A 13,186-nucleotide genomic window follows, 5' to 3' on the forward strand; every position below is an offset into this window, starting at 1 on the left:
ATTCACTTGACGGCTCCTGCGACGAGGCCCTTGTAGATCCAGCGCTGCAGGAAGACGAACGCCAGGAAGGTCGGGACGATCACGAGGATCGTGCCCGCCGCGATCACCTCCCACTGTGCACCGAACGGGCCCTTGAAGTTGAACAGGGATGTCGAGATCATGCCCTCCGACGGCAGGTAGAGGAACGGCAGGTAGAACTCGTTGTAGATCGCGATGCCCTTGATGATCACGACGGTCGCGATCGCGGGCTTCAGCAGGGGCAGGATGACGCGCCAGTAGATGGTCCATCGGTTCGCACCATCGATCATGGCGGCCTCGTCGAGCGAGACGGGAATGCCCGCCATGAACTGCAGGAAGATGTAGATCGCGATGATGTCGGTGCCGAGGAACAGCAGCACGAGGGCGGCCTTCGTGTTGAACAGGCCGAGCCCCGAGATGATCTGGAAGGTCGCGACCTGGCTAGTCACGCTCGGGATCAGCGTGGCGACGAGGAACAGCCCCATGATGAGCTTGCGCCCGCGGAACTGGAACCGGTCGATCGCGTAGGCGGCCATGGTGCCGATCACGATCGTGCCGGCGAGCGAGATCAGCAGCACCACGGTCGTGTTGACGAAGCCCTCGATCATGTCGCCGTTGGTGAAGGCGGTCTCGAAGTTCTCGACGTTCAACCAGTTCACCGGCGGCGTGAGCGGCCCGGTCGACCCGTACTCGGCGCGGCTCTTGAAGCTCGCGAAGAGCACGACCGAGAGCGGCAGCAGCACGAAGACCGTGGCGATGAGGAGCGAGGCGTACTTGCCGACGCCCGGGAGTACGCGGTTCATGTCAGGTCGACCTTCTCGTCGGGGAAGAGTTTGCGCTGGATCCAGGTGACGACGAGCACGATGACGAGCAGCACGACCGCCATCGCCGACGCGAGGCCGACCTGCCGGTACGAGAACGCGGTCTGCAGGGTCTGGATCACGAACGTCGCGGTGCCGTTCGCGCCGCCGGTCATGATGAACGGGATCTCGAAGACCGAGAGCGCTCCCGCGACGGCGAGGATGAACGAGAGCCCGATGATGCGGCGGATGCCCGGGAAGATGATGTTCGTGAACTGCTTCCACCGGTTCGCGCCGTCGAGCTCGGCGGCTTCGTAGAGCTCGCCGGGGATCGACTGGATCGCTCCGAGGAAGAGCACGAAGTTGAGGCCCGTGTAGCGCCAGACCGACGTGCCGGCGAGCGAGTAGTTCGCGATCGAGGCGTCGCCCAGCCACTGCGGCGGTTCGGCGACCCCGAACCATCCGAGCACGGTGTCGAGCGTGCCGCCCGGCTGGAAGAGGTAGAGGAAGACGAAGCCGATGGCCACGCCGTTGATCAGGTACGGGAAGAAGATGACGCCGCGGAAGAAGTTCGAGAAACGCGTGCGGAAGCTGAGGAGCGTCGCGAAGTACAGGGCGATGGCCATCTGCGCGAAGGCGCCGACGAAGTAGTACAGGCTCACGCCGAACACCGAGAAGATGCGCGGGTTGGTGAACACCTCGACGTAGTTGTCGAAGCCCACGACGTTCTCGATCGGGCCGAGGCCGTTCCAGTCGGTGAAGCTGTACCAGATCATGTTCGCGGCCGGCAGGTACGTCAGCAGCAGGAGCAGGCCGACTGCGGCCGCGACGAACAGGTACGGGGTGAGCTTCGCGAGGCGTGCGCGCCCGGCAGGCCCGACCCGGCGCGGGCGGCGGAGCGCGCGGACCGCTCGCGTCGGCTGCGGATCGGGGCCGTCGGTCGGCCGCGCCAGCACCGCGGCACCGTGCAGCGGACCCTGGACCCCCACGGGATCCGGCCCTGTCGTCGACACGGACATGAGGTGCTCCTTCGTCATGCTTCGGGCGTGGCCCGGGTAGTGCGTGGGGGTCGGTGGTGACCCGGCGCCTCGGCATGGACCCGAGGCGCCGGACCGGTGGTGCTACTGGGCCAACTCGTCGACCGCCGCGCCCCACTGCTCGTTGAGCTGCGAGAAGAACGACTTCTTGTCGCCGTCGGCCTGGCCGCGGGCGATGTCGATGAGCTTCTGGCGGTAGATGTTGCCCCAGACGTCGACCTGGCTCGTGTCGGCGGTGTCGCTGAACAGCGACTCCTCGCCGGCCGGTGCCGCGGCGATCTCGAGCAGTTCGACGCCCGAGTCGCTGAGGCCGCTGAGGTTCGCGGGCAGGTCGGCCGCGCTGACGGCCGAGATCATGCCCTGCGTGTCGGTGAAGCCCGAATCCTCGATGAGCCAGTTCATCCACGCCTCGGCGGCGGCCTTCTTCGACGAGTTCTTGTTGACGCCGAGGAAGTAGTCGCCCGCGATGGTCGCGTACTGCTGGCCGTCGACGTTCGTCGGGAAGGGCATGAAGCCGACGACGCCCGGGTCGACCCCGGCATCCGTCGCCGCCGCCTGGAACTGCGAGATGGCCCACGAGCCGAGCACCATCGCCCCGATCTTGCCGGCCGCGAAGTCGCCCTTCGACTGCTCCCAGTTGGTCGTGAGGGGGTCGGCCTCGGTGAGGCCGTCGTGCACCGCGTCGAAGAGCAGCGAGTCGAGCGCGTAGATGTCGGTGCCCTCGGTCCACGGCGCCTCGTCGTGGGCCATGACGGTCTGCGCCGTCGGGTCGGCCGTCACGGCGCCGATGATGTTGGTCCACTGACCGCCGAGGGGCCAGCCGTCCTTGTAGTTCGTGTAGAGCGGGGTCACGCCGTTCGCCTTGACGGCCTCGAGGTCCTTCAGGAAGTCCTCGGGGGTGGTCGGCAGGTCGGTGATGCCGGCGTCGGCGAACACCTGGGTGTTGTAGAGCACGCCGTTCGCGTTGCCGCCGAGCGCGATGCCGTACTGCGTGCCGTCGACGGTCTTCGGTGCGAGGAAGCGGTAGGTGTCCGCGAGGTCGGCCGCGTCGCCGAGGGGCTCGAAGAAGTCGGCGTACTGGTCGGGGGCGACGCCGTTCGGAATGAGCAGCACGTCGCCGTAGCCGTTCGGGGTGCTGAGGCGCGTCTTGACGTCATCCTCGTAGTTGGTGATCGCCTCGACCTTGACCGTGACGTCGGGGTTCGCCTTCTCGAACTCCTCGACGTACTCGTCCCACGTGCCGTCGGTCTCGAGGTCGGTGCGGTTGGTGAGGAACGTGATGTCGCCCTTGACCTCGTCGGAACCGCCGCTGCTGTCGCCGCCGGCGGCGCACGACGTCAGCAGCAGCGTCGCTGCGGCCACGGCGGCGAGGCCGACGAATGCCTTGCGTGATGCCATGTGAACTCTCCCTTGTGTGTGGTCACCCTCGGATCGCAGTCGAGAGTGCCCTCGACAGCGGGGGTGGCGAGAGTGAGTGTACGGTGATCTAAAGCGCTTTAGCAAGTCACGATGTCAGCGCTGTCTCGTTCTGTCCGTTCAAGGCTCGATGGTGGGTTTCTCGCTCTGATCAGCGAGTTGTCGAGCCAGATGATCGCACCGGACATTCCGATGTCTGCTTGAATGTCCCACGTCGGACATTCCCCGTATCCCGCGAGGAGGACCAGTGACCGTGCAGACCAGGGCGACCCTGCAAGACGTGGCGCGCCTCGCCGGCGTCAGCGCCAAGACCGTCTCGCGCGTCTACTCCCAGCGCGAGCTCGTCTCGCCCGACACCGTCGAACGGGTCATGTCGGCGGCCAAGCGACTGCGCTTCCGACCGAACCTGCTCGCGCAGAGCCTCCGCCGCGGCGGGAGCTCGACCACCGTGGGGTTCATCATGGGCGAACTGCTCAACCCGTTCTACTACACGGTCGCGGCGGGCATCGAACGCGAGCTCGCCGACCGCGGCTACACCCTCATCGTCGCGACGACCGACGACTCCGTCGAGGGCGAGGCGCGGGTCGCCGACACCCTGCTGTCGCAACGCGTGGGCGCCCTGCTCATGATCCCCGTGGGCGAAGACCAGTCCTACCTCGAGGGCGAGCGCCAACTCGGCACGCCCGTCATCGCGATCGACCGGCCGGCGCGCGACCTCGTGGCCGACTCGGTCGTGCTCGCCAACCGGTCCGGCGCCGCGGAGGCCACCGCGGCGCTCGTCGCGCGCGGTCACCGCCGCATCGCGTACGTGTGCAACCCGGCTTCGGCGTACACGCAGACCGAGCGCGTCGCCGGCTACCGTGCCGCCCTGGCGGATGCCGGCATCGCCGCCGACGCCCGGTACGAACGCCTGCTCGACGACCCGGCCGCGACACCCGAGCAGGTCGTGCGCGATCTGCTCGCGCAGCCCGAGCCGCCGACGGCGATCGTCGCCGGCAACAACCGCGTGTGCATCGGGGCGCTCCGCGCGATCCGCGACCTCGCCGCTCCCCCGGCGCTCATCGGCTTCGACGACTTCGAGACCGCCGACATCCTGGGCGTCAGCGTCGTCGGACACGACCCCATGGAGATGGGCCGCCGCGCTGCGCGTCTCGCCGTCGAGCGCATGGCGAACCCCATCGGGTTCACGACGCAGCTCGAGCTGCCCACCCGGCTCATCGCACGCGGCAGCGGCGAGCGCCCGCCCGCCTGACACCCCTCCCGCGTCGACTCAGGCCGGCGCGGGTCCGGTCGAGCCGCGCACCACTAGGTGCGGCGTCTCGTCGAGGTACGCGCCCCGCTCGCCGCCGTCGATCAGATCGAGCAGGCGTCGCACCACGTGCGCCCCGAACCCGACGACGTCGCGCCGCAGCGCGCTCAGCTGCGGGAACGTGTGCTCGCAGAGCACCGAGTCGTCCCACGCGACGATCGAGAGGTCGGCCGGCACGCGCAGGCCGAGCTCCATGGCGACGCTCAGTCCGGTGACGGCCATCACGTCGTTGTCGTAGATGATCGCGGTCGGCCGGTCTGCCGCGTCGAGCAGCGACCTCGTTGCGAGCCGCGCCGATTCGGGAAGGTAGTCGGTGCGGGCGACGGCCGAGTCGATGCCGAGCCGCTCGGTCTCGTCGAAGAACGCGACCTCGCGCACGGCCGTGTGCGCGAAGCGCCCGAGCCCGGAGACCCGGGCGATGCGCCGGTGCCCGAGGTTCGCGAGTGCCCGCACGGCCTCGCGCATGGCCCGGTCGTCGTCGGTCGACACGCTCGTGAGGCCGGCCGCGACCTCGGCGTCGCCGACCACCACGGTGGGCAGCGCGTCGTCGGGCGCGAGCAGGGCGACGCGGGGGTCGTCGGGCTGGAGGTCGACGAGCAGCAGTCCGTCGACGCGTCGCGTGGCCCGCCACTTGGCGATGGTCGCGAGCTCGGCCTCGGGCGTCGGCACGAGCTGGAGCAGCAGGGCGTAGCCGCGCTTGGCGAGTTCGCTCTCCATGCCCGCGATGAACCGCATGTAGAAGGTCTCGACGCCGATGGTGGCGGGGTCGCGGGCGAGCACGAGCCCGATCGTCTCGGTCGACGACACCGCGAGCGAACGAGCGGCGGTCGACGGCGCCCAGCCGAGCTCGTCGGCGACCTGGCGCACGCGTTCGCGCGTCGCCTCGGATACGCCGTCGCGTCCGTTCAGCGCGAACGACACGGCCCCGATCGACACGCCGGCCCGTTCGGCGATGTCCTTGATCGTGACGCGCCGGCGCTGCTCGGGTCGTCGCGTCGCCGGAGGAAGGTCGTTCACGCCAACAAATGTACCCACGGCGGTCCGCCGACGCGCCGTCGCCGCCGCGCTCCCGCGCCCGTCAGGCGCGCGCCGATGCGGCGATGCGCTCCTCGATGATGCGCGCCGACTCGCGGGCGCCGTCCTCGGTCGCGAATGCGCGCTGCACCTCGGCCGCGGCGGCGCGCATGGCGGGGTCGTCGAGCACCCGACGCACGGCGTCGACGAACTCGGGCCGGGCGACGTGCTTCGGCGGCACCCGCAGCGCGTTGCCGCGCGCGACGCAGACCTCGACGTTCCACGTCTGCTCGGGCTGGAGGCCGAACCCGACGAACGGGATGCCCGTGGCGCACGCGGTCTGCACGGTGCCCTGCCCGCCGTGCAGCACGGCCGCGTCGACGAGCCCGCCGAGCCGGTGCGCGGGCAGCAGGTCGGTGACGTGCACGTTGGGCGGCACGGCGTCGCCCGGCTCGAGGTAGTGCCCGATGGGCGCCACCACGTTGACGGGCAGCGTGGCGAGCTGCGCGGCCGCGGCGAGCGCGAGCTGCCGGTCGGCCGAGGAGCCGAGCCCGAGGTACACGAGCGGCTCGGGTCGGGCGGCGAGTTCGTGCACGACGGCCGGCAGTTCGCCGTCGAGCTTCGCGAAGATCGGACCGACGCGCGTGTAGTCGGTCGGCAGCTCGTAGCCGTCGAGCTCCCACGGCATGACGGTCACGAGGTTGACATCGGCCTCGAGCATCGACGCGACCGTGCGCAGCGGTCGCACGCCGTTGCCCTTCGCGATGCTCGAGAAGGCGCGCGGCGCGACGGGTGCGCGCGTGTACAGCCAGCGGAACGCGGAGGTCGCGATGCGGTCGGCCGTGCGCGCGAGGCGCCCGTCGCCGCCGACGAGGTGCATGCGCGTCGTCTGGGCGACCTGGGGTCCGGTGAGGGCGAACGGCACCGGGTAGAAGAGCGGCACGCCCTCGGCGCGCGCCGAGATGAGCGACGTGATGTTGGAGCCGATGACGACGGCCGCGGCATCCGTCTGCCTGATCATGCGCCGTTCGACCTCGACGCGTGCGGCGACGAGGTCGCGCGTGAACGGGCTCCGCATGGCGCGGCCCTGGTCGAAGTCGATGGCCTGCTGCCGTTGCGCCGCGCTCCACGCGGGTTCGCAGGCGCGGTAGTCGAACCCGGCGTCGGTGATCAGGTGCACGTAGTCGTGCTCGTAGCCCATGAAGACGGCCGTGTGCGCCGGCGAGAGGGCGCGCGCGACCTCGATCATGCGGGTCGTCTCGGCGAGGTTGAACGTCACGGGCACGAAGAGCACGGTCGCCATGCGCCGATCCTGTCATGCTCGGTTCCCGTCATGCACCGCCGACGCGGTTCGGGATGCCGCGTGCTGCGGCCCGGTCGTCGGCGGTCAGTCGGTCAGCGGTCAGCGGGGTTCGCCGAGCACGGCCGAGTCGCACTGCGAGGCCGAGAGACGCCCCTCGGGGTCGAGGCGGCCGAGGATGCGCGACCCGATGGCCGCCAGCTGCTCGAGCTCGTCGGGGCCGAGCGCGTCGAGCACGTTGGCGCGCACGGTGGCGATGTGGCCGGGTGCGGCGTCTTCGAGCACGGCCGATCCGGCGGCGGTGAGTCGCGCGTTGGTGGCCCGCTTGTCTTCGGGGCATGGGAAGCGCTCGAGCAGGCCCTTCTCCTCGAGTCGGCGTGCGACGTGCGAGAGGCGGGGCAGCGTGGCGTTGGTCTGGGAGGCGAGGCGGGTCATGCGGCTCGTGCGCTCGGGCGATGCCGCGAGCACCGAGAGCACGAGGTACTCGAAGTGGGTGAGTTCGACGTCGCGCAGGAGCTGCGCGTCGAGCACGGTCGGCAGCAGCTCGCTGACGGCCACGAGGCGCGCCCAGGCCGTCGCCTCGGGGCCCGTGAAGGGCTGGACGGTGCGCGGCTCGATCGTGGTCATGAGGCGATTCTACCGCATTAGTTGTCATGACAACCAAGACGTGCTACGGTTTGGTTGTACCTACAAGGTTGTTTCAACAAGTAATGCCATCCGGCACCAAGGAGCACAGACACATGACCACGGTCAGCATCATCGGCAACGGCAACATGGGCACGGCCATCGGCGGCCTCATCGCCGACGGCGGCACCACCGTCGAGTACGTGGCGCGCGACGCCGACACCGTCACGGGCGACATCGTCGTGCTGGCGGTCCCCCACCCGGCCCTCGCCCAGATCGTCGCCGAGCGCGGCGAGCAGCTCGCCGGCAAGACCGTCGTCGACATCACCAACCCCCTCGACTTCAGCACCTTCGACAGCCTCGTGGTGCCGGCCGACGGCTCCGCCGCCTCCGACCTCGCCGCGGCACTCCCCCAGTCGCGCGTGCTCAAGGCCTTCAACACCAACTTCGCGAGCACGCTCGCCTCGAAGACCGTCGGCGGCGCTCCCACCACCGTGCTCATCGCGGGCGACGACGCCGACGCCAAGGCGCAGCTCGCCGCGGTCGTCTCGGCCGGCGGCGTGAACGCCGTCGACGCCGGTGCGCTCAAGCGCGCTCGCGAGCTCGAGTCGCTCGGCTTCCTGCAGCTCACGCTCGCCGTGCAGGAGAAGATCTCCTGGACCGGCGGGTTCCCCCTCGCGGCATAGTCCTCCGCGCAGCGCGACACCGGGAGCGCGGCATCCGAAGCGCAGCACCCGGAGCGCAGCGCCCCGTGCACGGCTCACCGAGCGGGCGAGGCGGTCGACGACCCCTCGCCCGCTCTCGCGTGCGCGACCGGTCGAGTTCTCGACGATCGCTCGCGAAACACCCCCGTGGCGGCCCCCGAGCGCTACTCTGACCTCGATGTGGTGGAATCGGAAGAACCCGAAGCCGGCGCCCGAGGCGGCGCCCACGGCCGACGCGGTGCCGTCGACGGTCAACCGCAACGCGCTCCTCCTCGCGGGCCTCGGCGGGGGTGTCCTCGCCGTGTTCGGGCTCGCCGCGATCTCATCGATCGCGGCCCCGGTCTTCCTCGCGCTGGTGCTGACGATCTGCGCGAACCCCGTGCGCACGGCGCTCGAACGTCGCCGCGTGCCGACCGGCATCGCGACCGGGGTCGCCATCGTGACGGTGCTCGCGCTCATCGTGGTCTTCGGCTACGCGGTCGCCGTCGCCTTCAGTCAGTTCGCCAGCCTCCTGCCGCAGTTCGCGCCCCAGATCCAGGCCGCCGTCGAGGGCCTGGGCGAGGCGCTCGCGAAGATCGGCATCGGCTCCGACCAGATCTCCGCCGTCATCGGCAGCTTCGATGCGGGTTCGATCGTCAGCGTCGTCTGGGGGCTGATCGGCGGTCTCGCCGGCGCCACCACGACCTTCGTGATCATCTTCACGATGGTGCTCCTCATGGCGATGGATGCCGCCCTGCTGCCCGAGGTGCTCCGGCAGATCGAGCCCCACCGGGCCCTGCTCGTGCACTCCATCCGCGACTACGCGAGGAACGTGCGGCGCTACATGGTGGTCACCACCGCGCTCGGCGTTGCGCAGGGACTCATCAACTGGTTCGTCCTCGTGCTGCTCGGAGTGCCGGGCGCCTTCATCTGGGGACTGCTGTCGTTCATCTGCAGCTTCATCCCCAACGTCGGGTACTTCATCGCCATCATCCCGCCGATCATCTTCGGCGGACTCACTGGCGGATGGCCCACGGTCATTGCCGTCATCGTGCTGTACGGCATCGTGAACGCCGGCGTGCAATCGATCGTGCAGCCCCGGGTGGTCGGCAACGCGGTCGCCCTCAGCCAGAGCATCACCTTCTTCTCCGTCCTCTTCTGGGCGATCGTGCTCGGGCCGACCGGCGCCATCCTCGCCATCCCGCTCACACTGCTCGTGCGCATGCTCCTCGTCGACACCAACCCGCGCATGCCGTGGATCAGGCCGCTGCTCGGCGACAACACCGCGTCCAAGCTCGCCAAGGCCGAGGCCAAGGCCGCCGCCGCGACCGGTGCCGCGAGCGACCCGCCGAGCGCAGACCCCGCCACCGCAGACGCGGAGCGGCCCGACGAGTCCGCGGCGCCCGCCACCGGCTGAGACTGCGTCGAAGATGCTCGCCGCCATCGGCCACCTGCTCCCGATCGCGATCGCCATGGCGCTCAGCACGGTGCCGATCATGGCGACGATCATCCTGCTGCTGTCGGCCAATCGCGCACGCACGGCACTGCCGTTCCTCATCGGTTGGGTCGCGGGGCTCCTCATCGTCGTGTCGGCGGTCACGATCTTCGCCCAGTTGATCCCGACACCGGGGCTCGGCCTCCGCCCGAACACCGCGATCGGCGCTTGGGAGGTCGCGATCGGCCTCGCGTTGATCGTCGTCGCGATCGTGTCGTGGGTGCGTTCCCGCCGCACGGAACGAACCGACCTCCCGGCGTGGCTGCGCGGACTCGATCGCCTCGGACGCTGGTCCGCCGTGGGCTTCGCGCTCCTGCTCAACGTTCGGCCCAAGGCCCTGCTGCTCGCGATCGCGGCCGGGCTCGCCATCCGCGCCGAGGACCTCGACGTCACCGACGCCGCGATCGCGATCGGCGTCTACGTCGTGATCTCGGCATCGACCGTCGCCGTGCCGATCATCCTCACACTCGCGGCACCGGGACGGATGGAGCCCAGGTTGCGCGACGCGCAGGACTGGCTGGCGCGCAACAACGGCATCGTCGGCTCGGCCATCCTGCTGATGATCGGCGTGGTCGTGCTCGGCAGCGGGCTCAGCAGGTTCTGAGGCGCCGCGACATCCGTCGCTCGCCCCTGCTCGGCGGCCTCTCCCGGTTCTGAGGCGGGCTCAGCGCGCGATCTGGAAGTTGAAGACGTCCTGGTCGAAGTGGTTGTAGGCCTCGTAGTCGACGAGGTCGTAGAGGTCGGCGCGATGCTGCATCTCGCCCAGCTTCGAGGTGAGGTGGCCCTCGTCGATGATCGTGTCGAGCCCTCGGCCCGCGGCGCCCATCGCGATGCGCAGCAGCGAGACCGGCCAGATCACGATGTTGACGCCCGCGTCGCGGAGCTGGTCGACCGAGAACAGGTCGCTCTTGCCGAACTCGGTCATGTTGGCGAGGATCGGCACGTCGAGCGCGTTCCGCATGGCCTCGAACTCGCCCAGGTCGCGCATGGCCTCGGGGAAGACGGCGTCGGCGCCGGCGTCGACGAGCGCCTTGGCCCGGTCGATCGCCGCGTCGAGACCCTCGACCGCACGGATGTCGGTGCGCGCCATGATGAGGAAGTTCGGGTCGCGACGGGCATCGGCGGCCGCCCGGATGCGCTTGATCGCGGTGTTCTCGTCGACGACCTGCTTGCCGTCGAGGTGGCCGCAGCGCTTCGGGTTGATCTGGTCCTCGATGTGCGTGCCCGCGATGCCGGCGTCTTCGAGCGTCTGGATCGTGCGCGCCACGTTCATGGGCTCGCCGAACCCGGTGTCGGCGTCGATGATGGCGGGCAGCTCGGTCATGCGCGCGATCTGCTGGCCGCGGCCGGCGACCTCGGTGAGCGTGGTGAGCCCGATGTCGGGCAGGCCGAGATCGGCGGCCAGCACGGCCCCCGAGATGTAGACGCCCTCGAAGCCCTTCCGCTCGATGAGCCGGGCCGAGAGCGGGTTGAACGCCCCGGGGAACCGGAGCAGCTCGCCCGAGGCGAGGCGCTCGCGGAAGAGTCGACGCTTCTCGGCGGCGGGGGTCTGGGCGTACAGCATCAGCGGTGTCCTTTCGCGGCCCGGCGGGGCCGATCGGTCTCGGCATCCGGGAGGGACGCCAGGATGTTCGCGAGCGCATTGTGCAGGTGCACGTGCGTCGCGTGGGCGGCGAGATCGGTGTTGCCCTCGGCGATCGCCGAGGCGATGAGCCGGTGCTCCGAGGCGGATGCCGCGAGGCGCGCGGGATTCTCGCGGGCCAGCCTGCGCACGCGACCGAGGTGCGCTCGCACGACGCGGAGCGCCTGCGCGAGGTGCTCGTTGGCCGCGGCGACGTCGAGGGCCGCGTCGAATCGCGCGATGAGCGCGTAGTAGGCGTCGAGCGTGCTCTCGGCCGCGGTGTCGGGCTGCGCGCCGGCACGCTCGGGGTCGGACTGCGCAGGGTCGGACTGCGCGGGGTCGGGCTGCGCGGGGTCGGACTGCGCGGGGTCGGGCCGCGCGGGGTCGGCGAGCGCGAACTCCTCGGCGAACGCGGCGAACACGGCCCGGTCGCCGTTCGCGGCGGCCAGACGCGCCGAGGTCTCCTCGAGCGCGCGACGCACCTCGAACAGCTGGCGCACGTCGCGCGCCCCGAGGGTCGCGACCGCCTGGATGCGCGGCGACTGCTGCACGACGAGGCCGTCGGCGGCCAGGCGGCCGAGCGCCTCGCGGAGCGGCGTGCGACTGACCCCGAGGCGTGCGGCCTGCTCGGCCTCGGCCAGCACCGTGCCGGGGGCGAGCTCACCGCGCTGGATGTCGTCGAGGAGGGCGGCGTAGGCGCGGTCACCGGCCTTCATGCGCACCTCCTGACGGATTCGGTATACACAGAGCGTATCAGCCGAGGCCGAGCAGGGCCCGAACGGGCTCTTCGTATACCCGAAGACATCTCGGCGCGGCATCCGACAACCGTCGCGATCCGCGGCAGGATGGACCGGTGACCGCTCCCAGTGCCGATCGAGTCGGCGTGCTCCTGCCCCGTGACCTTCCCGTCGACCAGGTGCTGCCGTTCGCGCGGCGCGTCGAGGCGCTCGGCTTCGACGAGGTGTGGCTGGTCGAGGACCTCGGCTTCCGTGGCGGCCTCGCCCAGACCGGCGCCGTGCTCGCAGCGACCGAGCGCATCACGGTCGGCGTCGGCATCCTGCCCGCGGGCGCGCGAAACGCGGCCTTCACGGCGATGGAGCTGAACACGCTCGCGCTCATGTTCCCCGGGCGGTTCGTGGCGGGCATCGGGCACGGCATGCCCGCCTGGATGCGGCAGGTCGGCGCGTGGCCGAAGAGCCCGCTGACCCTGCTCGGCGAGTACACGACCGCCGTGCGCGCGCTGCTGCGAGGCGAGCCCGGCCCGGCGGCGGGGCGCTACGTCGACGTCGCGGGCGTCGAGCTCGGCGAGCCGGCCGCCGAGGCGCCGCCCGTGATCCTCGGCGTGCGCGGCCCGAAGTCGCTCGCGGTCGCCGGCGCCACCGCCGACGGCGTCGTGCTCGCCGAGCCGGCCGCTCCCCCCTACATCGCCGCCGCCATCGAGCACGTGCGAAGCGGGTCGACCGATGCCGCGGCCCCACTGGTCGTGAGCTACGACGTCGCGGCGGTCGACGCCGACCCCGCCGCGGCGCTCGCCCGCGTGCGCCCGGGGCTCGCGTGGGTCGGCGAACCCGACTGGGCGCCGCACCTCGTCGGCCTCCCGTTCGCCGACGACCTCGCCCGCCTCCGCGCGACCTGCGCGTCGCCGGAGGAGTTCGCGCAGCGGTTGCCCGACGAGTGGGTCGCCGAGCTCGCCCTCGCCGGCACGGCCGAGCAGGTGCGCGATCGCATCGCCGCGCGGCACGACGCGGGCTCGACGAGCGTGGTGCTCACGCCCATCGGCGATGACCGGCTCGGGGAGCTCGAGCGCTTCGCCGAGGTGCTGCGCCTCGGCGGGGGCGCGAGGGCCTGATCGGCGCTCACGGCCGCGCG

General features: G+C 70.7%; 13 protein-coding genes. 5 read left to right on the forward strand and 8 right to left on the reverse strand.

Annotation, left to right across the window (positions count from 1 at the left end; all coding sequences use genetic code 11):
- Window positions 1–2: 2 nt before the first annotated feature.
- From ACFVS8_RS12665 to ACFVS8_RS12675, 3 genes are all read right to left on the reverse strand, one after another.
- Entirely contained in the window at window positions 3–821 is an 819-nt protein-coding gene (locus ACFVS8_RS12665) for a carbohydrate ABC transporter permease (protein WP_387062519.1), read from the reverse strand.
- A complete protein-coding gene (locus tag ACFVS8_RS12670) occupies window positions 818–1,837 on the reverse strand; it encodes a carbohydrate ABC transporter permease (protein WP_387062521.1) in 1,020 nt (339 codons plus the stop codon). The genes ACFVS8_RS12665 and ACFVS8_RS12670 overlap by 4 nt, the downstream gene beginning before the upstream one ends.
- Window positions 1,838–1,939: 102 nt before the next feature.
- Window positions 1,940–3,253, reverse strand: a complete 1,314-nt coding sequence (locus ACFVS8_RS12675; protein WP_387062524.1) for an ABC transporter substrate-binding protein — start codon at window positions 3,251–3,253, stop codon at window positions 1,940–1,942.
- A gap of 265 nt (window positions 3,254–3,518) precedes the next feature.
- On the opposite strand from ACFVS8_RS12675, the gene ACFVS8_RS12680 reads away from it, so the two are divergent.
- Window positions 3,519–4,523 (forward strand): LacI family DNA-binding transcriptional regulator, encoded by a 1,005-nt coding sequence (locus ACFVS8_RS12680; RefSeq protein WP_387062527.1) that lies wholly within the window; start codon window positions 3,519–3,521, stop codon window positions 4,521–4,523.
- Between the two features lie 18 nt (window positions 4,524–4,541).
- Here the strand turns inward: ACFVS8_RS12680 and ACFVS8_RS12685 are convergent, their stop codons facing one another.
- The 3 genes from ACFVS8_RS12685 to ACFVS8_RS12695 form a co-directional block, all read right to left on the reverse strand.
- Window positions 4,542–5,597, reverse strand: a complete 1,056-nt coding sequence (locus ACFVS8_RS12685) for a LacI family DNA-binding transcriptional regulator (protein WP_387062529.1) — start codon at window positions 5,595–5,597, stop codon at window positions 4,542–4,544.
- 61 nt (window positions 5,598–5,658) lie between these two features.
- The gene (locus tag ACFVS8_RS12690) at window positions 5,659–6,897 is read right to left on the reverse strand and encodes a glycosyltransferase (RefSeq protein ID WP_387062531.1); all 1,239 of its coding nucleotides are present in this window, start codon (window positions 6,895–6,897) and stop codon (window positions 5,659–5,661) included.
- A gap of 99 nt (window positions 6,898–6,996) precedes the next feature.
- On the reverse strand, window positions 6,997–7,521 hold the full coding sequence (locus ACFVS8_RS12695; protein ID WP_387062533.1) for a MarR family winged helix-turn-helix transcriptional regulator: 525 nt from the start codon (window positions 7,519–7,521) through the stop codon (window positions 6,997–6,999).
- Between the two features lie 113 nt (window positions 7,522–7,634).
- Here ACFVS8_RS12695 and ACFVS8_RS12700 point away from each other — a divergent pair, with 113 nt between their 5' ends.
- From ACFVS8_RS12700 to ACFVS8_RS12710, 3 genes are all read left to right on the forward strand, one after another.
- Window positions 7,635–8,204: an NADPH-dependent F420 reductase gene (locus ACFVS8_RS12700; protein WP_387062535.1), complete on the forward strand. Its 570-nt coding sequence runs from the start codon at window positions 7,635–7,637 to the stop codon at window positions 8,202–8,204.
- Between the two features lie 196 nt (window positions 8,205–8,400).
- Complete coding sequence (locus tag ACFVS8_RS12705; protein ID WP_387062538.1) at window positions 8,401–9,618, forward strand: AI-2E family transporter; 1,218 nt, start codon at window positions 8,401–8,403, stop codon at window positions 9,616–9,618.
- Between the two features lie 13 nt (window positions 9,619–9,631).
- Window positions 9,632–10,300 (forward strand): GAP family protein, encoded by a 669-nt coding sequence (locus ACFVS8_RS12710; protein WP_387062541.1) that lies wholly within the window; start codon window positions 9,632–9,634, stop codon window positions 10,298–10,300.
- 60 nt (window positions 10,301–10,360) lie between these two features.
- Here the strand turns inward: ACFVS8_RS12710 and prpB are convergent, their stop codons facing one another.
- Window positions 10,361–11,260 (reverse strand): methylisocitrate lyase, encoded by a 900-nt coding sequence (prpB, locus tag ACFVS8_RS12715; protein ID WP_387062544.1) that lies wholly within the window; start codon window positions 11,258–11,260, stop codon window positions 10,361–10,363.
- Window positions 11,260–12,033 carry a GntR family transcriptional regulator gene (locus ACFVS8_RS12720; RefSeq protein ID WP_387062547.1) on the reverse strand — a complete coding sequence of 258 codons (774 nt, stop codon included), beginning with the start codon at window positions 12,031–12,033 and terminating at the stop codon, window positions 11,260–11,262. Before ACFVS8_RS12720 ends, prpB begins: the two co-directional genes overlap by 1 nt.
- Before the next feature lie 137 nt (window positions 12,034–12,170).
- Here ACFVS8_RS12720 and ACFVS8_RS12725 point away from each other — a divergent pair, with 137 nt between their 5' ends.
- Complete coding sequence (locus tag ACFVS8_RS12725) at window positions 12,171–13,166, forward strand: LLM class flavin-dependent oxidoreductase (RefSeq protein ID WP_387062550.1); 996 nt, start codon at window positions 12,171–12,173, stop codon at window positions 13,164–13,166.
- The last annotated feature ends 20 nt before the right edge of the window (window positions 13,167–13,186 follow it).

This window comes from Agromyces sp. NPDC058110, assembly GCF_042884735.1.
In the GTDB taxonomy this organism is placed as follows: Bacteria; Actinomycetota; Actinomycetes; order Actinomycetales; family Microbacteriaceae; genus Agromyces.

Coding starts and splice junctions, on each gene's coding strand:
- ACFVS8_RS12710 (WP_387062541.1), top strand. CDS start 9,632: ATGCTCGCCGCCATCGGCCACCTGCTCCCGATCGCGATCGCCATGGCG.
- ACFVS8_RS12675 (WP_387062524.1), bottom strand. CDS start 3,253: ATGGCATCACGCAAGGCATTCGTCGGCCTCGCCGCCGTGGCCGCAGCG.
- prpB (WP_387062544.1), bottom strand. CDS start 11,260: ATGCTGTACGCCCAGACCCCCGCCGCCGAGAAGCGTCGACTCTTCCGC.
- ACFVS8_RS12700 (WP_387062535.1), top strand. CDS start 7,635: ATGACCACGGTCAGCATCATCGGCAACGGCAACATGGGCACGGCCATC.
- ACFVS8_RS12720 (WP_387062547.1), bottom strand. CDS start 12,033: ATGAAGGCCGGTGACCGCGCCTACGCCGCCCTCCTCGACGACATCCAG.
- ACFVS8_RS12665 (WP_387062519.1), bottom strand. CDS start 821: ATGAACCGCGTACTCCCGGGCGTCGGCAAGTACGCCTCGCTCCTCATC.
- ACFVS8_RS12690 (WP_387062531.1), bottom strand. CDS start 6,897: ATGGCGACCGTGCTCTTCGTGCCCGTGACGTTCAACCTCGCCGAGACG.
- ACFVS8_RS12670 (WP_387062521.1), bottom strand. CDS start 1,837: ATGTCCGTGTCGACGACAGGGCCGGATCCCGTGGGGGTCCAGGGTCCG.
- ACFVS8_RS12705 (WP_387062538.1), top strand. CDS start 8,401: ATGTGGTGGAATCGGAAGAACCCGAAGCCGGCGCCCGAGGCGGCGCCC.
- ACFVS8_RS12695 (WP_387062533.1), bottom strand. CDS start 7,521: ATGACCACGATCGAGCCGCGCACCGTCCAGCCCTTCACGGGCCCCGAG.